General features: G+C 48.3%; 25 protein-coding genes. 24 read left to right on the top strand and 1 reads right to left on the bottom strand.

Annotation, left to right across the window (positions count from 1 at the left end; all coding sequences use genetic code 11):
• Positions 1–43: 43 nt before the first annotated feature.
• Positions 44–1,063: a DNA polymerase III subunit delta gene (gene holA / locus ACTRXH_RS09590; protein ID WP_474261765.1), complete on the top strand. Its 1,020-nt coding sequence runs from the start codon at positions 44–46 to the stop codon at positions 1,061–1,063.
• 30 nt (positions 1,064–1,093) lie between these two features.
• Here the strand turns inward: holA and rpsT are convergent, their stop codons facing one another.
• On the bottom strand, positions 1,094–1,360 hold the full coding sequence (gene rpsT / locus ACTRXH_RS09585; protein ID WP_091611924.1) for a 30S ribosomal protein S20: 267 nt from the start codon (positions 1,358–1,360) through the stop codon (positions 1,094–1,096).
• A 233-nt stretch (positions 1,361–1,593) separates the two neighbouring features.
• Between rpsT and lepA the strand changes: the two genes are divergently transcribed.
• From lepA to glyS, 23 genes are all read left to right on the top strand, one after another.
• Positions 1,594–3,417: a translation elongation factor 4 gene (gene lepA, locus ACTRXH_RS09580; RefSeq protein ID WP_474261766.1), complete on the top strand. Its 1,824-nt coding sequence runs from the start codon at positions 1,594–1,596 to the stop codon at positions 3,415–3,417.
• Between the two features lie 59 nt (positions 3,418–3,476).
• Positions 3,477–4,619, top strand: a complete 1,143-nt coding sequence (hemW, locus tag ACTRXH_RS09575) for a radical SAM family heme chaperone HemW (RefSeq protein ID WP_474261767.1) — start codon at positions 3,477–3,479, stop codon at positions 4,617–4,619.
• 79 nt (positions 4,620–4,698) lie between these two features.
• Positions 4,699–5,733 carry a heat-inducible transcriptional repressor HrcA gene (gene hrcA / locus ACTRXH_RS09570; RefSeq protein WP_474261768.1) on the top strand — a complete coding sequence of 345 codons (1,035 nt, stop codon included), beginning with the start codon at positions 4,699–4,701 and terminating at the stop codon, positions 5,731–5,733.
• A 93-nt stretch (positions 5,734–5,826) separates the two neighbouring features.
• Positions 5,827–6,411: a nucleotide exchange factor GrpE gene (gene grpE, locus ACTRXH_RS09565; RefSeq protein WP_474261769.1), complete on the top strand. Its 585-nt coding sequence runs from the start codon at positions 5,827–5,829 to the stop codon at positions 6,409–6,411.
• A gap of 37 nt (positions 6,412–6,448) precedes the next feature.
• Positions 6,449–8,296 (top strand): molecular chaperone DnaK, encoded by a 1,848-nt coding sequence (gene dnaK, locus ACTRXH_RS09560; RefSeq protein ID WP_474261770.1) that lies wholly within the window; start codon positions 6,449–6,451, stop codon positions 8,294–8,296.
• Between the two features lie 171 nt (positions 8,297–8,467).
• Positions 8,468–9,592 (top strand): molecular chaperone DnaJ, encoded by a 1,125-nt coding sequence (dnaJ, locus tag ACTRXH_RS09555; protein WP_322525752.1) that lies wholly within the window; start codon positions 8,468–8,470, stop codon positions 9,590–9,592.
• An 18-nt stretch (positions 9,593–9,610) separates the two neighbouring features.
• Complete coding sequence (gene prmA, locus ACTRXH_RS09550; RefSeq protein WP_474281905.1) at positions 9,611–10,555, top strand: 50S ribosomal protein L11 methyltransferase; 945 nt, start codon at positions 9,611–9,613, stop codon at positions 10,553–10,555.
• A gap of 11 nt (positions 10,556–10,566) precedes the next feature.
• Complete coding sequence (locus ACTRXH_RS09545) at positions 10,567–11,325, top strand: RsmE family RNA methyltransferase (RefSeq protein ID WP_474281903.1); 759 nt, start codon at positions 10,567–10,569, stop codon at positions 11,323–11,325.
• Positions 11,322–12,656 carry a tRNA (N(6)-L-threonylcarbamoyladenosine(37)-C(2))-methylthiotransferase MtaB gene (gene mtaB, locus ACTRXH_RS09540; protein WP_322525755.1) on the top strand — a complete coding sequence of 445 codons (1,335 nt, stop codon included), beginning with the start codon at positions 11,322–11,324 and terminating at the stop codon, positions 12,654–12,656. Before ACTRXH_RS09545 ends, mtaB begins: the two co-directional genes overlap by 4 nt.
• Before the next feature lie 28 nt (positions 12,657–12,684).
• The gene (gene deoC, locus ACTRXH_RS09535) at positions 12,685–13,353 is read left to right on the top strand and encodes a deoxyribose-phosphate aldolase (protein WP_474281901.1); all 669 of its coding nucleotides are present in this window, start codon (positions 12,685–12,687) and stop codon (positions 13,351–13,353) included.
• A 130-nt stretch (positions 13,354–13,483) separates the two neighbouring features.
• Positions 13,484–13,657: a 30S ribosomal protein S21 gene (gene rpsU, locus ACTRXH_RS09530; protein ID WP_022794945.1), complete on the top strand. Its 174-nt coding sequence runs from the start codon at positions 13,484–13,486 to the stop codon at positions 13,655–13,657.
• A gap of 20 nt (positions 13,658–13,677) precedes the next feature.
• On the top strand, positions 13,678–14,124 hold the full coding sequence (locus ACTRXH_RS09525; RefSeq protein WP_474281899.1) for a GatB/YqeY domain-containing protein: 447 nt from the start codon (positions 13,678–13,680) through the stop codon (positions 14,122–14,124).
• 171 nt (positions 14,125–14,295) lie between these two features.
• Positions 14,296–15,648, top strand: a complete 1,353-nt coding sequence (locus ACTRXH_RS09520) for an NfeD family protein (RefSeq protein ID WP_474281897.1) — start codon at positions 14,296–14,298, stop codon at positions 15,646–15,648.
• Between the two features lies 1 nt (position 15,649).
• On the top strand, positions 15,650–16,660 hold the full coding sequence (gene floA / locus ACTRXH_RS09515; protein WP_022794948.1) for a flotillin-like protein FloA: 1,011 nt from the start codon (positions 15,650–15,652) through the stop codon (positions 16,658–16,660).
• Between the two features lie 34 nt (positions 16,661–16,694).
• Positions 16,695–17,321, top strand: coding sequence for a hypothetical protein (locus ACTRXH_RS09510; protein WP_474261775.1), 627 nt, complete (start codon positions 16,695–16,697; stop codon positions 17,319–17,321).
• Between the two features lie 159 nt (positions 17,322–17,480).
• Positions 17,481–18,485: a PhoH family protein gene (locus ACTRXH_RS09505; RefSeq protein WP_322525760.1), complete on the top strand. Its 1,005-nt coding sequence runs from the start codon at positions 17,481–17,483 to the stop codon at positions 18,483–18,485.
• Between the two features lie 16 nt (positions 18,486–18,501).
• On the top strand, positions 18,502–18,963 hold the full coding sequence (gene ybeY, locus ACTRXH_RS09500) for an rRNA maturation RNase YbeY (protein WP_474261776.1): 462 nt from the start codon (positions 18,502–18,504) through the stop codon (positions 18,961–18,963).
• Positions 18,947–19,330, top strand: coding sequence for a diacylglycerol kinase family protein (locus tag ACTRXH_RS09495; RefSeq protein ID WP_474281965.1), 384 nt, complete (start codon positions 18,947–18,949; stop codon positions 19,328–19,330). The genes ybeY and ACTRXH_RS09495 overlap by 17 nt, the downstream gene beginning before the upstream one ends.
• Positions 19,331–19,346: 16 nt before the next feature.
• Entirely contained in the window at positions 19,347–19,742 is a 396-nt protein-coding gene (locus ACTRXH_RS09490; protein WP_474261777.1) for a cytidine deaminase, read from the top strand.
• A gap of 29 nt (positions 19,743–19,771) precedes the next feature.
• Positions 19,772–20,674 (top strand): GTPase Era, encoded by a 903-nt coding sequence (era, locus tag ACTRXH_RS09485; protein WP_091611883.1) that lies wholly within the window; start codon positions 19,772–19,774, stop codon positions 20,672–20,674.
• Between the two features lie 27 nt (positions 20,675–20,701).
• Complete coding sequence (gene recO / locus ACTRXH_RS09480; RefSeq protein WP_474281895.1) at positions 20,702–21,451, top strand: DNA repair protein RecO; 750 nt, start codon at positions 20,702–20,704, stop codon at positions 21,449–21,451.
• Positions 21,452–21,750: 299 nt separating this feature from the next.
• Positions 21,751–22,641 carry a glycine--tRNA ligase subunit alpha gene (gene glyQ, locus ACTRXH_RS09475; RefSeq protein ID WP_474261877.1) on the top strand — a complete coding sequence of 297 codons (891 nt, stop codon included), beginning with the start codon at positions 21,751–21,753 and terminating at the stop codon, positions 22,639–22,641.
• Positions 22,631–24,715, top strand: coding sequence for a glycine--tRNA ligase subunit beta (glyS, locus tag ACTRXH_RS09470; RefSeq protein ID WP_474281893.1), 2,085 nt, complete (start codon positions 22,631–22,633; stop codon positions 24,713–24,715). Before glyQ ends, glyS begins: the two co-directional genes overlap by 11 nt.
• Positions 24,716–24,736 lie beyond the last annotated feature (21 nt).

Raw genomic sequence — 24,736 nt, 5'->3', positions numbered from 1 at the left:
AGAGAATACGTTCGGAAAGTGTGAGCAGATGGATTATATAACGATGGAAAAGCAGATACAGCAGGAGGACGTACAGCCGTTTTACCTTTTGCAGGGTGAAGAAGGCTATATGATTCAGGATATTCAGCAGAAAATTATTGGAAAAGCACTGGCGGAAGAGGAGAGAGAATTCAATCTGTCTACGTTCGACATGCGTGAGACACCGGTGGAAATTGCTGTAGAGGAGGCGGAAACTCTCCCTTTTTTCGGAGAGCGGCGGGTGATCGTGCTTAAAAACTGCTACTTTTTAACGGGGGCAAAAGAGAAAGAGAAGGTGGAGCATAAAATCGAAGCGCTTGAAACATATGCCAGGAAGCCGAATCCTACTACTGTGTTAATACTGTCCGCGCCTTATGAAAAGCTCGACGCCCGGAAAAAGGTAGTTAAGGAAATTAAAAAACAGGCTGTGGTACTAGAAGCAGCCGCCGCCGGAGAAGAGACGATGAAAAAATGGATGCAGCAGTTTAATCAGGCCCACCAGCTTACAATGAGCCGCGAAGTCATGGACCGTTTTATTGTTCTTGCCGGGAAAGACCTTCTGATGCTTGCCGAAGAAGCGAAAAAGCTGCAGCTTTATACGGGGAGCGGGGAAGTGATGATGGAAACAGTGGATAAACTGGTGCCGCGCTCGCTTGAGGACAACGTGTTTGAACTGGTGGACGCCGTAGTCAAAGGCCAGGCAAAGACGATGCTGCGCATATATTACGACCTGCTTAAGCAGGGAGAAGAGCCGATCAAGATTCTGGCTCTGCTTGCCCGTCAGATCCGTATTATTTATCATGTAAAAAACCTGAAGCAGCAGGGCTATTCGCGAAAACGCATGGCCGGTTCGATTAAAGTCCATCCGTATGCGGTACAGCTTGCTGAAAAGCCGGCGGCGGCATTTTCGCATTCGTACCTACAGGACGCTCTGAAGCTGCTTAGTACTACGGATTACCAGATGAAAGCCGGGAAAATGGATAAGCAGCTCGCCCTCGAGCTCTGTTTTATGAAGCTTGTCTCGGGCCAGAAAATTGGACAATAAAAAACGACTCGGGCCCGAGTCGTTTTATCCTTATTGTGCTACTGCGCTTAGGCGCTTGTGCATTCTGGATTTAGCGCGGTTGGCCGCGTTTTTGTGAATCATGTTTTTGCTGGCTGCTTTGTCTACTTTCTTCATCGCGAGCGCGTAGGAATTCTTCGCAGCATCAACGTTGTTTGCATCGATGTTTTTGTCGAATTCTTTAATAGCCGAACGCATGGAAGAACGGAAAGCCTGCTGCTTCACGCGTTGATTTTCGTTAATAATCACGCGCTTTTTTGCGGATTTAATATTTGCCATGGTGGTCACCTCCTTTAGTTACCGGTCGTTTCTTTTATCAGCACAAAAGGATTCTATCAAAAATCACGACTGAGCGCAAGATTCAGCAGGAAAGAGTTAAATGGATGAAATTTTCAGAATTAAAGCGAAGCGAACGCGAACATTGAAGGAAGAGCGGGGCATTGCTATAATAGACGTTAGTCTCTGCGAACGGAACGCACGGCAAAGTAGTAATAACAGGAGTGATCGAATCAATGAAAGAGCAGGAAAAAATTGAGCGCCAGAAGCGCATTCGTAACTTTTCGATCATCGCCCATATTGATCACGGGAAATCGACGCTTGCTGACCGGATTTTAGAATCGACCAGTGCGTTGACCCAGCGTGAAATGAAAGACCAGATGCTGGATGCGATGGATTTAGAAAGAGAACGCGGTATTACGATTAAACTTAATTCTGTACAGCTGAAATATACACATACAGATGGAGTGGAGTACATTTTTCACTTGATTGACACTCCGGGGCACGTCGACTTTTCCTATGAAGTGTCGCGGAGCCTGGCAGCCTGTGAGGGGGCCCTTTTGATTGTAGATGCCGCTCAGGGCATTGAAGCCCAGACGCTCGCCAATGTGTATCTTGCCCTCGATAACGATCTGGAAATTCTGCCTATTATTAATAAGGTGGATCTGCCAAGCGCAGAGCCTGAACGGGTGAAGCAGGAAGTCGAGGATGTTATCGGCCTGGACGCTTCGGAAGCAGTACTTGCCTCCGCGAAGGACGGAATAGGCACAGACGAAATTTTAAGGCAGATTGTTGAAAAGGTGCCGCCACCGCAGGGTGATCCTTCAGCTCCGCTGCAGGGCATGATTTTCGACTCTGTATATGATACGTATCGCGGAGTTATCGCCTATATCCGGATTAAAGAAGGAACGGTCAAGCCGGGGGAGAAAATCCGGATGATGCAGACTGGAAAAGAATTTGAAGTATCGGACGTCGGCGTATTTAATCCGAAGCCGGTCTCCTGCGATGAACTGACAGTGGGGGACGTTGGGTTTATAATTGCCGGTATTAAAAACGTTGGCGATTCAAGAGTCGGCGATACAATTACAAACGCCCATAATCCGGCCGCCGAGCCGCTGCCGGGTTACAAACGCATGAATCCAATGGTTTTCTGCGGCCTGTTCCCGACAGATGCAAGCAAGTATAACGCGCTCCGGGACGCACTTGAACGGCTGGAGCTTAACGACAGCTCACTGCAGTTTGAAGCAGAAACCTCCCAGGCACTCGGCTTCGGTTTCCGCTGCGGGTTCCTCGGCCTGCTGCATATGGAAATTATACAGGAGCGCATTGAGCGCGAGTATAATATCGAGCTGATCACCACTGCACCGAGCGTTATTTATCACGTGCAGATGGTGGACGGGGAAATGAAGGAGATCGATAACCCTTCCAACATGCCGGATGCCCAGCAGGTGGAATGGGTGGAGGAGCCGTTCGTAAAAGCGACCGTCATGGTGCCAAATGATTACGTAGGCGCCGTTATGGAGCTGTGCCAGGCTAAACGCGGCGAATTTAAAGACATGAAGTATATGGATGATACGCGTGTGAATATCGTCTACGACCTTCCGTTAACCGAAATTGTCTATGACTTTTTCGACCAGCTGAAGTCCCAGACAAAAGGATATGCTTCATTTGATTATGAGTTTATCGGCTTTAAAGAAAGCAATCTCGTGAAGATGGATATTTTGTTAAACGGGGAAAGCGTGGATGCGCTGTCCGTTATTGTCCACCGGGACGTGGCCTATGAACGCGGGAAAGCTATCGTTGAAAAATTAAAAGATTTAATTCCGCGCCAACAGTTTGAAGTGCCGGTTCAGGCGACAATTGGGAAAAGCGTTATCGCCCGTTCGACCATCAAAGCCATGAGGAAAAACGTTTTGTCCAAATGCTACGGCGGCGACATTACGCGGAAGCGTAAGCTGCTTGAAAAGCAGAAGGAAGGTAAAAAACGCATGAAAAGCGTTGGCAAAGTAGATGTTCCGCAGGAAGCATTTATGTCTGTATTAAAGATGGATAAAGACTAAGCAAAGCGGGCTGCCTTCCGGGCGGCCTTTGCTTTTTCCATAAAGAAGGAGAGAAAAGCGTGGCAAAAGGATTGTACGTCCACATCCCTTTTTGCGAATACATTTGTTATTACTGCGATTTTAATAAATTTCTCATTAACAACCAGCCGGTCGATGAGTATTTAGAAGCACTGGACCAGGAACTCGCCTCCTACACGATGGACCAGCTGCAGACGGTTTATATCGGAGGGGGGACGCCGACAGCTCTTTCGGCTGTACAGGTGGAGAAGCTGATGCAGATCATGAACCGGCACGTTCCGGTGACTCAGCTCAAGGAATATACGGTAGAGGTGAATCCGGGAGATGTAGGTGAGCAGAAGCTGTCGCTGCTGAAGGCAGGCGGAGTGGACCGGCTGAGTATTGGTGTTCAGACGTTTCACGATTCCCAGTTAAGCAGTATCGGCCGGGGACATTCTGCAGACGAAGCGAAAGAAACAGTCCAGGCAGCCAGACAGGCCGGCTTTGATAACATTTCAATTGATTTAATGTTTGGGCTGCCGGGCCAGACGATGAAGGACTGGGAAGAAACGCTTGATGAAGCAATGGCGCTTGCTCCTCCGCACGTGTCGGCTTATTCATTGAAGATCGAAAAGCAGACCCGGTTTTATAATTGGTGGCGTGAAGGAAAAATAGCTCCGCTGCCGGAGGAAGAGGAGGCGGATATGTATGAGCTGCTTGTGGATCGTCTCGAAAGCCACGGGCTTGATGCTTATGAGATCAGCAACTTTGCACGTGCCGGGTACAGCAGCCGTCACAACCGGATATACTGGCAGAATGAAGAATATATTGGTGCCGGTGCGGGCGCTCACGGCTACACCGACGGCGTGCGGTACGCCAACATTAAACCGTTGAACCATTATATTCAGGCAGTTCAGGAAAAAGGCAGCCCAGTACAAACGACGCATCCGGTAACGAGAAAAGAACAGATCGAAGAGGAAATGTTTCTCGGGCTTCGGTTATATGAAGGTGTATCTACGGAGCGTTTTTATCAGAAATACGGCTGTGCCGTGGAAGACATATATCCGGAAAGCATTCAAGAAGCGAAGCGGAAGGAGTGGCTCACAGAAGCAGACGGCCGTTTGTTTTTAACAGAAGAAGGAAAGCTGCTCGGTAATGAAGTGTTTGCTTTATTTTTATTGGACGATGAGCCTGAAAATAATTGACAAAGCAAAAATCCTTTGATAGCTTATAAAATAGATTTAGCACTCGGATAAAACGAGTGCTAACAGAGGAGAATGTGTAATGCTTACCGATCGACAATTACTCATTTTGCAATCGATCATTGAAGATTATATTCAATCGGCCGAACCTGTAGGTTCAAGAAGCATCTCCAAAAAAAACAGCATTACGTTCAGTCCGGCCACCATCCGTAACGATATGGCGGATTTGGAAGAGCTCGGTTTTTTGGAAAAAACCCACAGCTCGTCCGGACGCATTCCTTCCCAAAAAGCTTACCGGCTGTATGTGGACCGCCTGCTGCTGCCGTACCGTTTCAGTGAACCTGAGATGAACAACATTCAATCGCTTTTTGCCGGTAAAATACTCGAAGCTGAAGAAGCAGTAAAGGAAACAGCCGGCATTTTGTCTGAATTGACGAGCTATGCCTCTATTGTGCTTGGCCCGGAAATGTTTGAATCGAGACTCAGGCAGATTCAGATTGTTCCTATTGGAAAAGAAGCAGCTGTTGCTGTCATCGTGACAGATACAGGATATGTGGAAAACCATACGGTAGCTCTTCCCCCAACGCTTGAAGCAGGGGAGCTCGAACAAATTACGAACATTTTAAACGAGCGGCTGCGGGGAATTCCGCTTTATCAGCTGCAGCGGGCGCTGTTTTCTGAAGTGAGAGACGTTTTAAAGAGGTACGTGCTCAACTACGAAGCAGCTCTTTCGTTTACGGAAGAGGCTCTCCGGAAATCGAGGCATGAAAAGATCTTTTACGGAGGCAAAACCAACCTGCTCAACCAGCCGGAATTCAAAGACGTAGACCGTGTGCGGGCGCTGCTCGAATTAATGGAGGAAGAGCATCTGATTCACGAGCTCTTAAAACCAACCATTAACGGTATGACGATTAGAATTGGGCAGGAAAACCCCAATGAAGCGTTTGAGCACTGCAGCATCATCTCTGCCACGTATTCCCTCGCTGGGAAGCCGGTTGGAACCATTGGTATTGTAGGGCCAACGAGAATGGAATATCAAAAAGTTATCAGCCTAATTAATCATCTTTCTTACGGCCTTTCAAATGTGTTGGATGACTTGTACCGGAGAGACTCTTAATGATAGTATTTGTTATTGGTTGATGAACTTAATAAAGAGTCGGATATAGTATGGCTTTGAACGATAGCAACAGCATTAATGGAGGTGGCGCAGGTGAGCGAAAAGAACAAGCAGCAGGAAGAGGAAAAAAAAGATCAGGAAGCACCAAACGAAGAAGAAGTAACCGAAGAAGACGTCGAAATCCTCGAGCCGGAAGATGTTGAAGAGGATGAACTTGAAGAGGAATCCGGTTCGCGTGAAGCAGAACTCGAAAAAGAAATAAACGAATGGAAAGACCGTGCTCTTCGTGCTCAGGCAGATTTAGAGAATGTGCGCCGCAGAGCAAAAGCGGAAAAAGAGGAAGACGCCAAATACCGGGTCCAGCCTCTGGCAGAGGAGCTTCTGCCGGTAATGGACAATTTTGAAAGAGCGATGCAGACCAAGCCCGATAACGAAAGTGCCCAGTCATTTATTGACGGCATGGCCATGGTCTACAATCAATTCAGATCTGCACTCGAACAGCAGGGTGTGGAAGAAATCCCGGCACAGGGCGAATACTTTGACCCAACCATTCACCAGGCTGTCATGCAGGCTGATGAAGAAGGGTTTGAGTCTAATCAGATTGTGGAAGAAATGCAAAAGGGATACAGACTGAAAGATCGTGTGCTGCGCCCTTCAATGGTAAAAGTGAACAACTAATAATTCAGATATAGAGTACTGTATAGGAGGAAGAAAAATGAGTAGAACAATTGGCATTGACTTAGGTACAACAAACTCTTGTGTAGCCGTTATGGAAGGCGGGGAAGCGCAGGTTATTCCGAACCCGGAAGGCAACCGCACAACTCCTTCCGTTGTAGCATTCAAGGACGGAGAACGTCAGGTAGGGGAAGTGGCTAAGCGCCAGTCCATCACAAACCCTAACACGATCAGTTCCATCAAGCGTCACATGGGTACAGATTACAAGGTGGAAATCGAAGGCAAAGAATACAATCCGCAGGAAGTTTCTGCGATTATTCTTCAGAAATTAAAGTCGGACGCTGAAAGCTATCTTGGCGAGACTGTTACAAACGCAGTTATCACAGTACCTGCGTACTTTAACGACTCCCAGCGTCAGGCAACAAAAGACGCCGGCCGTGTTGCAGGTCTTGAAGTAGACCGTATCGTAAACGAGCCGACAGCTGCAGCACTTGCCTACGGCCTGGAAAAAGAAGAGGACCAGACTATCCTCGTATTTGACCTCGGCGGCGGTACATTTGACGTATCCATTCTTGAGCTTGGCGAAGGCTTTTTCGAAGTTCGTTCCACGTCCGGCGACAATAAGCTTGGCGGTGACGACTTTGACCAGGTGATTATCGACCATTTAGTGGATGAGTTCCGCAAAGAAAACGGTATTGACCTTTCCCAGGATAAAATGGCTGTGCAGCGCTTGAAGGATGCAGCAGAAAAAGCGAAAAAAGATCTTTCCGGCGTTACGCAGACACAGATTTCCCTGCCGTTTATCACAGCAGATCAGAGCGGACCGAAACACCTTGAGCTTACACTGACACGTGCTAAGTTTGATGAGCTTTCCTCGAAGCTGGTTGAACGCACAATGGGGCCTACAAGACAAGCAATGAAAGACGCTGGTCTCAGTGCTTCCGAAGTGGATAAAGTCATCCTTGTTGGTGGTTCCACACGTATTCCTGCTGTACAGGAAGGCATTAAAAACTTAACTGGTAAAGAACCACACAAAGGTGTTAACCCGGATGAAGTGGTAGCCGTAGGTGCTGCTGTTCAGGCAGGCGTACTAACCGGTGATGTAAAAGACGTTGTACTGCTCGACGTTACACCACTCTCCCTCGGTATCGAAACGATGGGCGGAGTAACAACGAAATTAATCGACCGGAATACTACAATTCCGACAAGCAAATCCCAGACGTTCTCAACAGCAGCTGACAATCAGCCTTCTGTGGATATTCATGTGCTTCAGGGTGAGCGTGAAATGGCCGCAGACAACAAAACGCTTGGCCGTTTTCAGCTGACCGATATCCCGCCAGCTCCGCGCGGCGTACCTCAAATCGAAGTTACCTTCGATATTGATGCTAACGGTATTGTGAACGTACGTGCGAAGGATCTTGGCACAAACAAAGAGCAGTCTATTACCATCACTTCTTCCTCCGGTCTTTCCGAAGAAGAGATTGAACAAATGGTAAAAGATGCTGAAGAAAATGCAGAAGAGGACAAAAAGCGTAAAGAAGAAGTAGAAGTGCGCAACGAAGCGGACCAGCTCGTCTTCACGACAGAAAAAACATTGAATGACCTCGGCGAAAATGTAACAGAAGACGAAAAACAGCAGGCTGAGGACGCAAAAGAAAAAGTAAAAACTGCGCTTGAAGGCGAAGATATTGAAGCCATCCGCACAGCGAAGGACGAGCTTCAGGAAATCGTTCAGCAGCTGACAACGAAAATGTATGAACAGGCAGCGCAGCAGGCTCAGCAGGAGCAGGGCGAAGCCGGCGGCGAAAGCAGTGACGACACTGTAGACGCTGACTACGAAGACGTTAAAGATGACAATGATAACAGTGATAACAACAAAAACAGCTAACGATCTGTAGCGCTGATGAATGGGGCTGTCCCGAATAGTGGTCACTTGACTGCTTCTATTCAAGGGGATGGCCCCTTCTTTCTGTAATGAATATGTTTTTCAGATTGAAGCGTCTTCTTGTAGAATGATAAGATAACACGTATGGACAAGAGCGAGGAGTGAAGATGAACGATGAGTAAACGCGATTATTACGACGTGCTTGGCGTCAGCAAAGACGCGGACGAGCAGGAAATAAAAAAAGCATATAGAAAACTGGCACGCCAGTATCACCCGGACGTCAACAAGGAAGACGACGCCGAAGAAAAATTTATTGAAATCAAAGATGCCTATGATACATTAAGCGATCCCCAGAAGCGTTCGAATTACGATCGTTTCGGCCATGAAGATCCGAACCAGGGCTTTGGCGGCGGCGGAGCCGGAGCAGGCGGCTTCGGCGGCGGATTTGGCGACATTTTCGATATGTTTTTCGGCGGCGGTGCTTCAAGAGATCCAAATGCTCCACGGCAGGGGGCGGATCTGCAGTATACGATGACGCTCACCTTTAAGGAAGCAGCCTTCGGCAAAGATACAGAGATCGAAATTCCAAAAGAAGAAAATTGTGAAACGTGCGGCGGCGACGGCGCAAAGCCAGGCACAGAAAAAAGAACTTGCCGCCAGTGCGGCGGGCAGGGTCAGATGAACGTAGAACAGAATACGCCGTTTGGCCGTGTCGTGAACCGTCGTGTGTGTGACCGCTGCAGCGGCTCGGGCGTTGAAGTGGAAGAAAAATGTCCTACATGTAACGGAAACGGCCGCATCCGCCGGAACAAAAAGATCAATATTCATATTCCGGAGGGCGTCGACCACGGCCAGCAGATCCGCGTGAGCGGTCAGGGCGAGCCGGGCGCAAATGGTGGACCACCGGGCGACCTGTTTGTCGTTTTCAACGTACAGCCGCATGAATTCTTTGAACGTGACGGAGATGACGTCTACTGCGAAATGCCGCTGACATTTGTTCAGGTAACGCTTGGCGATGAAATTGAAGTGCCGACACTGCGAGGTAAAGTTAAATTGAAAATACCGGCTGGCACCCAATCGGGAACAAAATTCCGTCTCCGGAATAAAGGCATTAATAACGTGCACGGACGCGGCCAGGGCGATCAGCATGTGAAAGTCCAGGTAGTGACACCGAAGAAACTGACGGACCGGCAGAAGGAACTGCTGCGGGAATTCGCAGAAATCAGCGGCGATGAAGAAACCGATGAACAGCACGGAAATTTCTTTGACCGTGTGAAACGGGCGTTTCGCGGAGAGTAAAAAGGGAGGAGCAGACATATGAATTGGATTGAAATTTCTGTTCACACTACCCAGGAGGCCATTGACCCTGTATCGTTTGTGCTTCAGGAAGCAGGAGCAAGCGGGGTCGTGATTGAAGATTCGGCCGACCTGGAGCGGGAATGGGAAGAGGCAGAAGACGAATGGTTCATGCTTTCTGAAGATAATTATCCGGATGAAGGCACGCTTGTGAAAGCCTATCTTCCGATGACAAGCTACGTCACCGATACTGTGGAGGAAATTAAGCAATCCATTAATGAACTGCTCCTTTACGATATTGATTTAGGACGAAACCAGGTAGTGCTTAAAGAGATTGCGGAGGAAGACTGGGCAGAGGCCTGGAAAAAGTATTACAAGCCTGTCCAGATCACGAATAAAGTTACTATTGTGCCTTCCTGGGAAGAGTATGAAAAAAAGAGCGGGGAAAAAATCATTACGCTGGATCCGGGCATGGCGTTTGGCACCGGCACCCACCCGACAACCGTACTCAGCATGCAGGCGCTTGAAGAGTACACACGTCCGGGTAATGCAGTGCTGGACGTCGGCACCGGGTCCGGCGTGCTCGCTATAGGCGCATGCTTATTCGAAGCAGGAGAAATTCTTGCGCTCGATCTTGATGAAGTAGCCGTCAGGAGTGCTGAAGAAAATATCAGCCGAAACGGGATGGCAAATAAAATCACCGTGGCCCAATCGGATTTGCTGGAATACCGGTCGATGCAGGCAGATATCATTGTGGCTAATATTTTGGCACCTATCATTATCCGCCTTGCAGAGGATGCGTTTAGTTCCCTTCAGCCGGATGGTGTGTTTATTACTTCAGGCATCATTGAAAGCAAACGTACGGATGTCGAACAGGCTCTGACGGAAGCGGGTTTTGTTATTGAAGATGTGCGGGCAGTCGAAGACTGGCTGTGCATTATCGCCCGCCGGCCGCAGACACTGTAAAGGAGAGGAATATGCAGCATTATTTTGTGGATCCCTCCTCCATACAGCATGAATATATACAAATCACGGGTAATGATGCAAAGCACATTGCCCGTGTTATGCGTATGGGCCCGGGAGAAAAAATTGTATGTAAAGACAATCAGGGACATGCCTTTGTGACTGAAATTGAAAGCGTGGAAGAAAAAAGTGTCCACGCAAAAATAATCAGCGAGTGGACAGGAGGAGCAGAGCTTCCTGTAAATATTATCGCTGCCCAGGCTCTGATTAAAGGAGAAAAAATGGACACTGTCGTGCAAAAAGCAACAGAGCTTGGAGCCTCGGCGATTTATTTTTATGAAGGGGACCATTCTGTGGTAAAATGGGATGCGAATAAACGGCAAAAGAAAATTGATCGTTTAAACCGAATTGCTAAAGAAGCAGCAGAGCAGTCAGAGCGGATGTATATACCGGAAATTGTTTATTTTTCCTCGGCACGTAAGGTTATAGAAAACACGGCTTCTGTCGGGAGCCGGATCGTTTTATCAGAAGCAGAAGCGAGAGCAGAACTGCCCGCAAAGCTCCCTGAGGTGTTTGCCGGGCATCCGGAAACGCTGCTCGCATTTATCGGGCCGGAGGGCGGGTTCTCCCGTAACGAGCTGTCCCTGTTTGAGGAACAGCACATTCCTGCGACGTCCCTGGGGAAGAGAATTGTTCGAAGCGAAACCGCTTCTTTGCTGCTGCTTGGAGCAGTGACATATTATTATGAAATTCAGGAGGGGAACATACAATGAGATCAGTGGCGTTTCATACTCTTGGCTGTAAAGTAAACCATTACGAAACGGAAGCCATATGGCAGCTGTTTAAAAACGACGGCTATGAAAAAAAGGAATTTGATCAGACCGCGGATGTCTATGTTATCAACACCTGTACGGTAACAAACACCGGAGATAAAAAAAGCCGCCAGGTAATCCGGCGCGCAGTACGTAAAAATCCGGAAGCCATTATATGCGTCACCGGCTGTTATGCCCAGACCTCTCCGGGAGAGATTATGGATATTCCCGGCGTCGATATTGTCGTTGGCACGCAGGACCGCAAAAAAATGCTCGACTATATTGAAGAGTACACGGTGTCCCGGGAACCAATTAACGGTGTAAGTAATATTATGAAAAACCGTGTGTACGAAGAACTCGATGTACCGGAGTTTACCGACCGCACGAGAGCGTCGCTGAAGATTCAGGAAGGGTGCAATAACTTCTGTACCTTCTGTATCATCCCGTGGGCCCGTGGCCTGCTCCGTTCGAGAAACCCGGAAGAGGTTATGCATCAGGCCGAACAGCTGGTTAACAAAGGCTACAAGGAACTGGTGCTGACAGGCATTCATACAGGAGGCTACGGTGAAGACCTGAAAGACTATAATCTCGCAGGGCTGCTCCGGGATCTTGAAACCATCGATGGGCTAAAACGGATCCGTATTTCTTCCATAGAAGCAAGTCAAATCACCGATGAAGTGATTGATGTGCTCCGAAGGTCAAACAAAGTAGTAAATCATCTGCACGTGCCGCTTCAGGCTGGCTCAAACACCGTGCTTAAAAGAATGAGAAGAAAATACAGTGTGGAATTTTATGCGGACCGCCTCGAAAAACTGCGCGAAGCGCTTCCGGAATGCGCCATCACCACAGATGTGATTGTAGGCTTCCCGGGGGAAACGAAAGAAGAATTTCAGCAGACGTACGACTTTATCCGGGACCAGCGTTTCTCAGAACTGCACGTATTTCCATATTCGAAGAGAACCGGTACCCCGGCTGCTAAAATGAGCGATCAGGTTGAGGATGAAGAAAAAAATGACCGGGTGCACCGTCTGATTGAACTATCCAATCAACTGGCAAAAGAATATGCTTCGCGTTTTGAAAATGAAGTCGTGGAAGTAATTCCGGAAGAAGAAGATAAAGAAAAACCAGGTTACTTTGTCGGCTACTCGACAAATTATATAAAGGTACGTTTCCCTGCGAACCCGGAATGGCGTGGTGAAATTGTGCGCGTGAAAATTACGAATGCAGGCTATCCATTGAATGAAGGGGAATTTGTACGCGTGCTTGACCATGATACAGCAACGCTTGTATAACTATAACAGCTAAACTGGAGGAGAAAGTATGGCAGATCTCGCGCAATATATTGATCACACACTGCTGAAGCCGGAAACCACATTTGAAGATATAAAACGTATCACAGCGGAAGCGAAAGACAATCATTTCAAATCTGTCTGCATTAATCCGTCGATGGTGCCTTTTGCAGCGGAAGAGCTAAAAGGCTCCGGCGTGCTTGTCTGTACAGTGATCGGTTTTCCACTCGGTGCCACAAATCCGGAAACAAAAGCATTTGAAGTGAAAAATGCCATCGCCAACGGAGCGAAGGAAGTTGATATGGTTATCAATATCGGCGCCTTAAAAAGCGGGGAAGACGATCTGGTCCGCGCGGACATTGAAGCGGTCGTGCAGGCTGCAAATCAGGAGGCACTGGTGAAAGTGATAATAGAAACAGCGCTGTTAACTGATGAAGAGAAGAAGAAGGCCTGCAGTCTTGCAGTTGAAGCTGGAGCGGATTTTGTAAAAACATCCACCGGGTTTAACGGAGGAGGAGCAACGATCGAAGATGTGCGTCTGATGAAAGAGACGGTGGGCGACCGTGCCGGCGTAAAAGCGAGCGGCGGGGTCAAAGACCGTCAGACTGCTCTTGCATTAATTGAAGCCGGAGCGTCCAGGCTCGGTGCAAGCTCTGGTGTGAAAATACTGCAGGGTGAAACCTCAAGCGAAAACTACTAACAATCTCTGCCTGCCAGCTCGTTGATTTTTTGGCACAGATGCTTTATACTATTTACCAAATGGCTAGTATTTGAGTAATAGTCTTTATTCATATATTAGTTAGATTGGTTGTTCGGAGGGAGGGAATCACATGGCAGAGACAAGAAAGAAAAAGAATGAAGATATTGATGCCGCTCTTCGCCGTTTTAAGCGTAGCCTTTCCAAAGAAGGAACAATGGCTGAAGTGAAAAAACGCAAACACTACGAAAAACCTAGTGTTCGTCGTAAGAAGAAAAGCGAAGAAGCTAGAAAACGTAAGTTTTAAGTAAAGAAGGTGCTGCATCCTTGGAACTCATGGACCGTTTAAGCAGTGACATGAAGTCAGCAATGAAAAACAAGGAAAAACAGCGTTTAAATGTTATCAGAGGCCTGCGGGCTTCGATGCAGAATGAAGCTATCAAGCTCAATAAAGAGCTTGATGAAAGCGAAGCAACAGCGGTTTTAAACCGCGAAATGAAACAAAGAAAAGATTCCCTCCATGAGTTTGAAAACGCAGGACGGGAAGATTTAGCAGAACAGACCAGGTTTGAAATGGACGTCATATCTGAATATCTTCCTGCTCCTTTATCGAATGAAGAATTGGAATCAATTGTGAAAGAAACTATTCAGGAGGAGAATGCCTCTTCGATGAAAGATATGGGAACAGTGATGTGTGCGGTGATGCCTAAAGTCAGCGGAAAAGCGGACGGTTCCCAGGTAAATCAATTAGTGAAAAAGCATTTATCTTCTTGATAATAAGAAAGCTAGAGATCGAATCAGGGTTCAGTTCCGGTTCGGTCTCTTTTTTTAAACATATGCCAGTCTTCCTCCCGAAATAAACGGGAAAAAATTGAAACGCTTTTATCTTTATCCTCGTACATAAGAGTATAGACATATAACTAATGAACGGGAGGGGGGATAGAGGTGGAGCAGAGAAAAAGCAGATGGCTGTCCGTTCTTCTTGCCATACTTTTCATGACAGCCGCCTGGCTTCCGGCATCTGTACAGGGGGCCGGTGAAAATCAGACCGTATATGTTATCCCGGTTGAACAGACCGTTGAACAGGGAATGGCTGCATTTTTGGAACGATCGGTGGAAGAAGCGGAAGAAGCTGATGCCGACAGGATTATTTTTGAACTGGACACGCCCGGAGGCGCGGTGGATGCCGCAGGTGAGATTGCCTCGATTATCAATGGTACATCTATTCCAACTACCGCATATGTAACGGACCAGGCTATGTCAGCAGGAGCGTTTCTGGCTTTGAGCGCTGACGAAATTGCCATGGCGCCTGAAACAGAAATGGGAGCAGCCCAGGTTATTGACGGCTCGGGCAATGCAGCATCTGACAAGGCTCAGTCAGCCTGGGTGTCTAATATGGTCAATGCAGCTGAATCCAATGACAGAGATCCAGTGTATGCAGAAGCAATGGCTGACCCTGGAGTTGAACTGCCGGATTATCGTGCCGGAGAAGGTGAACTGTTAACGCTTACGGCCTCGGAAGCAGCTTCTGAAGAAGTGGGCTATGCAGAATACATTGCCGACAGCAGAGATGATCTTCTCAGTCAGATGAACCTGGGCGATGCTGCAGTGGAAGAAGCAGATATCAGCGCAGCTGAGCAGATCGCAAGATGGGTGACCAGTCCGTATGTGATTCCTATTTTATTGAGCGTCGGCATGATCGGCCTAATACTTGAAGTATTTTCACCGGGATTTGGAATTTTTGGAGGCATCGGTCTCGCATCCTTAGGACTATTCTTTTTCGGTCATATGATTGCCGGGTTTGCCGGCTTCGAAGGACTGCTGCTGTTTGGCGTCGGTTTAATATTACTGCTGATAGAATTCTTTGTTCCTGGTTTTGGAATTTTTGGTATATTAGGTATAGGGGCAGTCGTTGGCAGCCTGTTTATGTCGTCGTTTTCTGTTTCCGTTATGGCGATCTCCGTCGTTCTGGCAGCAGTAGCCGCCATCATCGCAGCAGTAGTTATGGTGGTCGGGTTCGGAAAACGGGGGCCAATGAAAAAGCTGGTGCTTCAGGATACGTTTTCTTCGAAGGAAGGATATGTGTCAAATGAAGGAAGAACGGACTTATTAGGCAGAGAAGGAACGGCATTGACTCCGCTGCATCCGACCGGTGCAGTAGATATTGACGGGGAAAAAATCGATGTCGTTTCAGACGGCCGCTATCTTGACCGCGGAGACGCTGTGCAGGTAGTGCGTGTAGAAGGCACGCGTGTTGTAGTAAAGCCATACTCTAACAAAGAAAGAAGGGAATCATGACATGGGAATTGATATAGGTCTCGTTATTGTATTAGCTATTATTTTAATAGCGCTCGTCATTTTATTCACTTTTGTACCAGTTGCGCTTTGGATTTCGGCGCTTGCTGCAGGGGTGAAAGTAGGTATTTTCCAGCTGGTCGGTATGCGGCTCCGGAGGGTTATTCCGTCGAGAGTAGTAAACCCGATGATCAAGGCAGAAAAAGCTGGTCTTGATATTGAACTGAACAAGCTTGAAGGCCACTATCTGGCTGGCGGTAATGTGGACCGGGTGGTCAATGCACTAATCGCCGCCCAGCGTGCAAATATTGAACTTACATTTGAACGTTGTGCTGCTATCGACCTTGCCGGCCGTGACGTATTGGAAGCCGTACAGATGAGTGTTAACCCGAAAGTTATTGAAACACCATTTATTGCCGGTGTCGCAATGGACGGTATTGAAGTGAAAGCAAAAGCAAGAATCACCGTACGCGCAAACATAGACCGTCTGGTCGGGGGTGCCGGTGAAGATACCGTTATCGCCCGTGTTGGTGAAGGTATTGTTTCGACGATCGGTTCTTCGCAGAATCATAAAAAAGTATTGGAAAACCCGGACAGCATCTCACAGACTGTTCTTTCCAAAGGGCTGGATTCAGGTACGGCTTTTGAGATTTTATCCATTGATATAGCCGATATTGACATTGGCAAAAACATTGGTGCAGAACTGCAGACAGACCAGGCGGAAGCAGATAAAAACATCGCCCAGGCGAAAGCCGAAGAACGTCGCGCCATGGCTGTTGCTCAGGAGCAGGAAATGAAAGCACGCGTAGAAGAAATGCGTGCGAAAGTTACCGAGTCCGAAGCAGAAGTGCCAATGGCAATGGCAGAAGCCCTGCGTTCCGGAAACCTTGGCGTCATGGATTATATGAATATCCAGAACGTTATGTCTGATACGGATATGCGTGAATCCATCAGTAAATCCGGTAAAGACGACGACCAAAACGGTCCATATAACCGCCCGCACACCGATAAATAAGGGACTTTGTCCGTAGAAGAAGGTGAATGAAGCGATGGAGCAGCTGTTTGAACTAGTGTTTGAAAATCTGTGGATTTTACTGCTGCTCTTCGGCGGTTTGATTACGTTTATGGGCCGGGGAGACAGCAGCCAGCAGCAGGACAGCGGTGACGGTGATTCAAGGCGGCGCGGGGCTTTTGGAAAACTCGAAGACATATTCGAAGAGTTTGAAAATGCCCGCAAAGAAAATACGCCGAACCGTCCTCAGAATGATCCTTCTGGAAGTCCCGGCAATCATCCAACGCGCCGGGTGCCGGAAGCTGAGGCAGAGCTGTACAAAGAAGAGACAGATAATCCTCAGAATAAAAGCAGTGCTTTAAAAGAATACGAAAAACGCCGCGAAGAGCTTCAGCAGCAAAAGAAAAATGCAAGCCAGCGTCTTGAGCGTGCTTCGCGCCAGTCTGCTGAACGCGGAGGCGTTATGTCAGACGGGGAAATCGGCGGAGCGCGGAGAAATCCACGGTCGATAAATAAAAAAGAAGCAGCAAACGGACTCGTGTGGGCGGAGGTTCTCAGCCCGCCGGTCACAAGGCGCAGCGGTTATCCTTACCAGCGGCAGTCAACAATGTCACGTGAAAAAGTGACGCCGCACCGTTCCGCTAAAAAAAGCAGTAATGAGTGAGCCTGATCCTCGGATCAGGTTCTTTTTTTCCTGAGAATCGTAAAATGTCTGCTATTTTTTGCAACACCCTCAGCGTGGTGGTAGAGTAGAGTTAGCATACTAACGAAAAAACTGATAACAGCAAGGATATGATATTATACTCAAGGAGACTGAGCTATATTGACCGAAAAGAAAACGTTAGAATTACAAGTGAATGAAATGAACGACATCCAGCAGCTGTTTGGTCCAAACGATGTGCACATTGAGCGGCTTGAAGAAAAGCTGGACGTTTCGATTATTACCCGGGGCGGCTCGCTGATCGTAGAAGGAAACGAAAAGCAGGCAGCGCTGGTCGAAGAAGTGATTGAAGCTTTGGCAAGGCTGCTGAAAAAACGGGTGCGGATTTCAGAACGGGACGTTGTCTATGCCGCGCAGCTTGCCGAGGAAGGAAAGCTTGAAAAGCTTGAAGATCTTTTCCAGGAGCAGATTGCTGTAAATGCTGAAGGCAAGCCAGTGATGATTAAAACCTTGGGGCAAAAGGAATATATTGATCAGATCCGTCGTAAAGACATGATATTTGGCGTTGGCCCAGCTGGTACAGGCAAAACCTATCTGGCGGTCGTAATGGCGATAAATGCTTTAAAAGAGGGGCGGGTGAAGCGGATTGTACTAACCCGTCCGGCGGTGGAGGCTGGAGAAAGCCTCGGATTTCTTCCGGGAGACCTGAAAGAAAAGGTGGATCCATATCTGCGTCCGCTGTATGACGCCCTGCATAATATCTTTGGAGCGGAGCATACACAGCGGTTAATGGAGAGAGGGACGATCGAAGTAGCTCCCCTCGCGTATATGAGAGGCCGGACGCTGGACGATGCTTTTGTTATTCTCGATGAAGCCCAGAACACCACGAAAGAACAAATCAAGATGTTTTTAACGCGGCTCGGCTTTGGTTCAAAAATGATTGTTAACGGGGACCTCACCCAGATTGATCTTCCCAAAGGCCAGCAGTCAGGGCTGAAGGTGGCGGCACGCATTTTAAAAAACATCGATCATATTGGGTTCGTTTACCTTGAAGCCACGGATGTCGTACGGCATACACTCGTGCAGCAGATTCTTGATGCTTACGAACAGGAGGAAGGCGATCCAAAGCGTACGCTGAACCGGCCGGACAAACCAACAAACAACTAGTCAGGGGTGGACAGGTGTGAGTATTGAAGTAGATATGGTGGATGAAACGGAACGAGTAGAACCGAAGCACTGGGAGCTAGTGAAAAACATCCTGCAGTTCGCATGTGAAAAAGAAGGAGTCGTAGACGGCTCGGAGGTCTCTGTAAGTTTTGTGGATAATGAAATGATTCAGGCGGTCAACAGAGAATACAGGGAGATCGACCGGCCGACTGATGTAATTTCATTTGCGCTGAATGACGACGAAATTCAGCCCCAGGCTGAAGGCATACCGAACCTGCTCGGAGACATTATTATCAGCGTCCCCAAGGCGCAGGAGCAGGCCGGGGAATACGGTCACTCGTTTGAAAGAGAACTGGGCTTTTTGGCCGTTCACGGCCTGCTTCATTTGCTTGGATACGATCATATGGACAAAGAGGAAGAAGATAAAATGTTTTCGCGTCAGGAAAGGATTCTTGAAGCGTATGGATTACCGCGATAAATCGGTGCCTAAACGCTGGAAGGACGGCTTTATATTTGCTGGAAAAGGTATCCTCCTTGCCTTCCGGGAAGAGCGTCACATGCGCTTTCATGTCTTTTTCGGTCTGGCAGCCGTTCTTTTGGGATGGGTGTGCGGCATCGCTTTATGGCAGTGGGCTGTTCTTTTGCTGGCAATTGCCGGCATGCTTGTGCTCGAAATGGTTAATTCAGCGCTCGAGCGCCTGGTAAATTTAGTATCGCCGGAATGGAATAAAACCGCGGGAGATGTCAAAGACATTGCTGCCGGTGCGGTACTCATTTACGCTGTATTTGCTGTCATCATCGGTGTAATGATTTTTATGTCTTCCATATGGGAATGGCTGAACTGACAAAGGGGGAAGAACATTGGCTATAGAAAACGAACTGCTTGAACGGGCTAAACAGGCAAGAGAGCAGGCGTACGTCCCGTATTCCAAATTTCCGGTAGGAGCGGTTTTTGTAGGAGAGGACGACGAGTGGTACGAAGGGTGTAATATTGAGAACTCTTCGTACGGATTAAGCAACTGTGCAGAACGGACAGCCGTGTTCAGCGCGTTGCGTACGGGCATACGAAGCGGGAAAATGGTAGCTGTCATTGCTGATACGAAAGGGCCGGTCGCTCCGTGCGGCGCCTGCCGGCAGGTGCTTTCTGAGTTTCTGCCGAAGGATGCCCGGATTGTATTGGGTAACCTCCAGGGTGAAATGAAAGTAACAACGATGGAAGAACTGCTCCCGGGAGCATTCGGCCCGGAAGATTTATAGTATGAAAGCAGGAAAGAAGAGGGAAAATAATGAGTGAATCGTATCATTCCGGATTTGCCGCTTTAATCGGGCGTCCCAATGCGGGAAAATCCACATTAATGAATCAGGTGCTTGGCCAAAAGATTGCGATCATGAGTGATAAAGCACAAACAACAAGAAATAAAATCCAGGGCGTTTACACGACGGAAGACTCCCAGATTGTTTTTATCGATACCCCTGGCATTCACAAGCCAAAGCACAAGCTGGGCGATTTTATGGTTCGTGCGGCTCTGCAGACGCTGAACGACGTTGATATTATTTTATATCTGATCGATGCGTCAGAGTCATACGGCCCCGGCGAGGAATATATTATCGAAAAACTGAAGCGGACAGACACGCCGGTATTTTTAATCGTTAATAAGATCGATAAAGTTCATCCCGACGAACTGCTCAAAGTGATTGCCAGCTATTCCGAACGGTATGATTTTGCCGAGGTAGTACCGGTTTCTGCGTTGAACGGCAATAATGTGACGACGCTTCTCGAAGAGCTTACCAAATATCTCGAGGAAGGCCCGCAGTTTTATCCGGAAGATCAGGTCACTGATCACCCGGAACGGTTTATCGTGAGTGAACTGATACGTGAAAAAGCGCTGCAGCTTACTCGCGAAGAAGTTCCGCATTCGCTAGCCGTTGTTATCGATGAAATGAAAGAACGGGAAAACGGGGCGGTGTATGTGGCAGCTACGATTGTTGTTGAACGCCCGACCCAAAAAGGCATTATTATCGGTAAGCAGGGCTCAATGCTCAAGGAAATCGGACAGCGGGCCCGGGCAGATATTGAGTCGATGCTCGGCTCGAAGGTGTTCGTGGAGCTTTGGGTGAAGGTGGAAAAGGACTGGAGAAACAGCGCATATCTGCTTCGTGAGAACGGGTACCGCGAAGACGAATATTAAGAAATCGCCTGGGAGCGGAGGAACAGCATGATTCAGAAAACAGAAGGAATTGTTTTGCGGACTGCTTCCTACGGGGAATCCAATGTAGTGTTAACGGTTTATACAAGAGAGCACGGGAAAATGGCGATGATGGCCAAAGGGGCAAAGAAGCCAAGCAGCCGTCTGCGCTCGATCTCCCAGCCGTTTGTCTACGGAACGTTTGTGTACTATCCGGGCAAAGGAATGAGAACGCTCAGTCAGGGAGACGTAACGGATTCATTTCGCAGCGTGCGTGAAGACATCGTTCTTACTTCCTACGCTTCCTATTTGTCCGAACTTCTTGATAAAGTTACCGTGGATCAGGAGCGAAATCCTTATCTATTTGAGCTGTTTTGGCAGCTTCTGCGGCGTATCGATGAAGGCGAAGATGCCGAAGTGCTTATCCGTCTGTTTGAAGTGAAAATGACCGCAGTGGCAGGCATCCAGCCCGTGATCGACCGCTGTGTGAACTGCGGGCGGCAGGAGGGAACATTTCATTTTTCCATCCGCGAAGCGGGCTTTCTCTGTCATCTTTGCTGGGAGATCGATCCGTACCGTTTCCGCATTCAGCCGAAAACGGTGAGGCTTTTGCGGACGTTTTTCTACATTGATGTGCACCGGGTAGGCTCTGTTTCTGTATCGGCCGAAACGAAAAAAGAGCTGAAGGATGTGCTGAACAGCTATTATGATGCGTATGCAGGTATTCATTTAAAGGCAAGGCGTTTTCTGGAACAGATGGAAAAGTGGAACGTTGAATGAGTGCTTGACACACTCGTAAATGTTAAGTACTATTTCAATACAATCATAATGATGCGCAGGGAAAGAAAGTAGTAGCAATCTTCTTCAGTTTTAGCGAGTGCAGGATAGTGAAAGCTGCACGCTGACCGGTTGTGAAGGCGTTCTGGAGCGTAGAATGGATAAAGCGGCTTTTCGGCTGTAATGCCGAAATAGCAAGTAGGGTGGAACCGCGGTAATAACCGTCCCTATACCTGAGTGACAGGTATAGGGGCTTTTTTAATGAAAATAACCGAAAAACAAAAGGGGTGTTTAACATGGCAATGAATATTCAGGAAATGATTTTAACATTGCAGAACTACTGGGCGGACCAGAATTGCATTATTATGCAGGCCTACGATGTGGAAAAAGGAGCGGGGACGATGAACCCGATGACATTTCTGCGCAGTATCGGACCAGAGCCGTGGAACGCAGCATATGTAGAACCGTCAAGACGGCCGGGCGACGGACGCTACGGGGAGAATCCGAACCGTTTGTATCAGCATCATCAGTTTCAGGTAGTCATGAAGCCTTCGCCGGACAACATCCAGGAGCTGTATTTAAAAAGCCTGGAAGCAATTGGTATTGACCCGCTTGCCCATGATATCCGTTTTGTGGAGGACAACTGGGAGGCTCCGACGCTGAGTGCCTGGGGCCTTGGATGGGAAGTCTGGATCGACGGCATGGAAATTACCCAGTTTACGTATTTCCAGCATGTTGGCGGCATGGATGCCCACCCGGTGACAGCTGAAATTACATACGGCATTGAACGGCTGGCGTCGTATATTCAGGATAAGGAAAACGTATTTGACCTGGAATGGGTGCAGGGCGTTTCATACGGAGATATGTTTTTGCAGGCGGAATACGAGCATTCAAAGTATTCGTTTGAAATTGCGGATAAAGAGCTTCTTTTGAATCAGTTTGCCGCAAGTGAAAAGGAAGCAGAGCGGGCTATTGAGGAAAAACTGGTGCTCCCTGCCTACGATCACGTGCTGAAATGCTCGCATTTGTTTAACCTGCTCGATGCCCGCGGGGCGATTTCAGTGACGGAGAGAACCGGATATATTGCACGTGTGCGCAATCTGGCAAGAAAGTGCGGAAAAGCGTATTACGACGAACGGGAAAAACTAGGATTTCCGCTACGGAAGCAGGAGGCGATGAACGATGACAACTAATCATTTTTTACTCGAAATCGGCGTGGAAGAAATGCCCGCCCGCTTTGTGGAGGGTGCGGTCAAGCAGCTGAAGGAAAAAACGGAAATCTGGCTGCAGGAGCAGCGGCTCAGCTATAGCACTGTTCACATGTTTTCTACTCCGAGACGGCTAGCGCTCCGGATTGAAGACCTGGCCGATTATCAGGAGGATATGGTCGAAGAGGCCCGTGGACCGGCCAAAAAGATCGCACTCACAGAAGACGGGGAATGGAGCAAGGCTGCTTTAGGCTTTGCCAGAGGCCAGCAGGTCGATACGGAGGATCTGTACTTTAAAGAGGTAAAAGGCACTGAGTACGTTTTTGTGAAAAAAGAACACAAGGGCCGGCCGACCTCAGAGCTGCTGCAGGAGATGGAAACAATTATTACGTCTCTCGCTTTTCCGAAAAATATGCGCTGGGGAAGTCACGAACTCCGCTTTGTGCGCCCGGTTCAATGGCTCGTGGCGTTGTACGGAGAGACAGTGATCCCATTTACGATTACAGACCGCACAGCCGGCAATATTTCTTACGGACACCGGTTTTTGGGGGATGCCATTACTATTCATAAGCCGGAAACATACGAGCAGCAGCTGAAAGAGGAGTATGTGATTGCGGAGGCGTCTGAAAGATCAGAATTGATTCGCAGCCAGATCGAAGAGATTGAAGCGGAAAACAGCTGGCACATTCCGATAGATGATGAGCTGCTTGCCGAAGTGAATCAGCTCGTGGAATACCCGACCGCACTGCACGGCTCATTCGATGAAGCGTATTTGGACATTCCGCGGGAGGTGCTCGTTACATCCATGAAAGAACACCAGCGGTATTTTCCGGTAGAAAATGATGAAGGCAGTCTCCTTTCGTATTTCATTACAGTACGAAACGGTAATGCTGAGCACCTTGACCAGGTCCGGAAAGGAAATGAGAAGGTACTCCGGGCGCGTCTGGCTGATGCCCAGTTTTTCTATGACGAAGATCAGAAAATGTCGCCGGAGGAAGCGGTGGAGAAATTAAACCACGTAATTTATCAGGAAAATCTGGGTACAGTCGGTGAAAAGGTAATGAGAGTGGAGGCTGTCAGCACCCGACTCGCAGAATACCTGCAGCTGGATAGCACGAAGGTGCAAAATGTTAAGCGTGCCGCTCATATTTCCAAATTTGACCTCGTAACGTTAATGGTGGACGAGTTCACTGAGCTCCAGGGGATTATGGGAAGAGAATATGCCCGGATGGCAGGAGAAAACACCGCAGTTGCCGAAGCTATTGCAGAACATTATAAACCAAAGTCCGCCGGAGATGCTCTCCCGAAAAATGTCGAAGGCGCGGTTATCAGCGTGGTGGATAAAATGGACACTATTGTTTCGAGCTTTGGTGTAGGGATGGTGCCGACCGGGTCCCAGGACCCTCACGGGCTGAGAAGACAGGCAGCAGGTATTGTCCAGACAATCACTGGGCACCGGTTTCCGCTCACAGTTCAGCAGCTGATCGTTCTGGTGATGGATGAAATCAAAGAGCGTTCTCTTCTTCAGCGGGAAGAAGCGGATGTTCTGAAGGATCTCGAAGAATTCTTTACCCAGCGTGTCCGCCAAAAGCTGCTTGATGAGGGTGTCCGCCATGATATTGCGGATGCTGTGCTGCTTCATCTTGGTGAAAGAATTGATGTAGTGACAGAAAAAGCTGGATTTATTCAAGCGCGTGCTGAAGAAACAGACTTCAAAGAAACGGTGGAAGCACTCAGCCGGGTGACCAATATTGCAAAAAACACAGACCGTGGTTCGGATATTCAATCAGAGCTGTTCGAGGCTGAAGAGGAAAGAGAGCTTTACGAAAAAAGCAAAACCTTAAATCAGCAGCTCGATAAAACGCTTGGGCAGGCGGATGTTGCCGGTGCGTATCAAGCGCTACAGGCAGTTACGCCGGCGATTAACGCCTACTTTGATCATGTTATGGTTATGGCTGAAGACGAACAGGTAAAGCAGAACAGACTGCAGCAGATGGCACTGTTATCCAGGGAAATTGAACGGTTCGCCCGCTTTCGGAGCATTGTTTTTTCATCGTAAAACAATGCGTCCGTGCGAAGC

The sequence above is a fragment of the Marinococcus sp. LNHM5E3-2.1 genome (assembly GCF_056034365.1).
The sequence above is the reverse complement of the archived record's forward strand: the minus strand, read 5'-3'. Positions and strand labels throughout refer to the sequence as shown.

Coding starts and splice junctions, on each gene's coding strand:
- dnaJ (WP_322525752.1), top strand. CDS start 8,468: ATGAGTAAACGCGATTATTACGACGTGCTTGGCGTCAGCAAAGACGCG.
- recO (WP_474281895.1), top strand. CDS start 20,702: ATGATTCAGAAAACAGAAGGAATTGTTTTGCGGACTGCTTCCTACGGG.
- rpsT (WP_091611924.1), bottom strand. CDS start 1,360: ATGGCAAATATTAAATCCGCAAAAAAGCGCGTGATTATTAACGAAAAT.
- hrcA (WP_474261768.1), top strand. CDS start 4,699: ATGCTTACCGATCGACAATTACTCATTTTGCAATCGATCATTGAAGAT.
- ACTRXH_RS09510 (WP_474261775.1), top strand. CDS start 16,695: ATGGAGCAGCTGTTTGAACTAGTGTTTGAAAATCTGTGGATTTTACTG.
- floA (WP_022794948.1), top strand. CDS start 15,650: ATGGGAATTGATATAGGTCTCGTTATTGTATTAGCTATTATTTTAATA.
- deoC (WP_474281901.1), top strand. CDS start 12,685: ATGGCAGATCTCGCGCAATATATTGATCACACACTGCTGAAGCCGGAA.
- rpsU (WP_022794945.1), top strand. CDS start 13,484: ATGGCAGAGACAAGAAAGAAAAAGAATGAAGATATTGATGCCGCTCTT.
- glyS (WP_474281893.1), top strand. CDS start 22,631: ATGACAACTAATCATTTTTTACTCGAAATCGGCGTGGAAGAAATGCCC.
- prmA (WP_474281905.1), top strand. CDS start 9,611: ATGAATTGGATTGAAATTTCTGTTCACACTACCCAGGAGGCCATTGAC.
- lepA (WP_474261766.1), top strand. CDS start 1,594: ATGAAAGAGCAGGAAAAAATTGAGCGCCAGAAGCGCATTCGTAACTTT.
- ACTRXH_RS09545 (WP_474281903.1), top strand. CDS start 10,567: ATGCAGCATTATTTTGTGGATCCCTCCTCCATACAGCATGAATATATA.
- glyQ (WP_474261877.1), top strand. CDS start 21,751: ATGAATATTCAGGAAATGATTTTAACATTGCAGAACTACTGGGCGGAC.
- dnaK (WP_474261770.1), top strand. CDS start 6,449: ATGAGTAGAACAATTGGCATTGACTTAGGTACAACAAACTCTTGTGTA.
- mtaB (WP_322525755.1), top strand. CDS start 11,322: ATGAGATCAGTGGCGTTTCATACTCTTGGCTGTAAAGTAAACCATTAC.
- era (WP_091611883.1), top strand. CDS start 19,772: ATGAGTGAATCGTATCATTCCGGATTTGCCGCTTTAATCGGGCGTCCC.
- ACTRXH_RS09495 (WP_474281965.1), top strand. CDS start 18,947: ATGGATTACCGCGATAAATCGGTGCCTAAACGCTGGAAGGACGGCTTT.
- holA (WP_474261765.1), top strand. CDS start 44: ATGGAAAAGCAGATACAGCAGGAGGACGTACAGCCGTTTTACCTTTTG.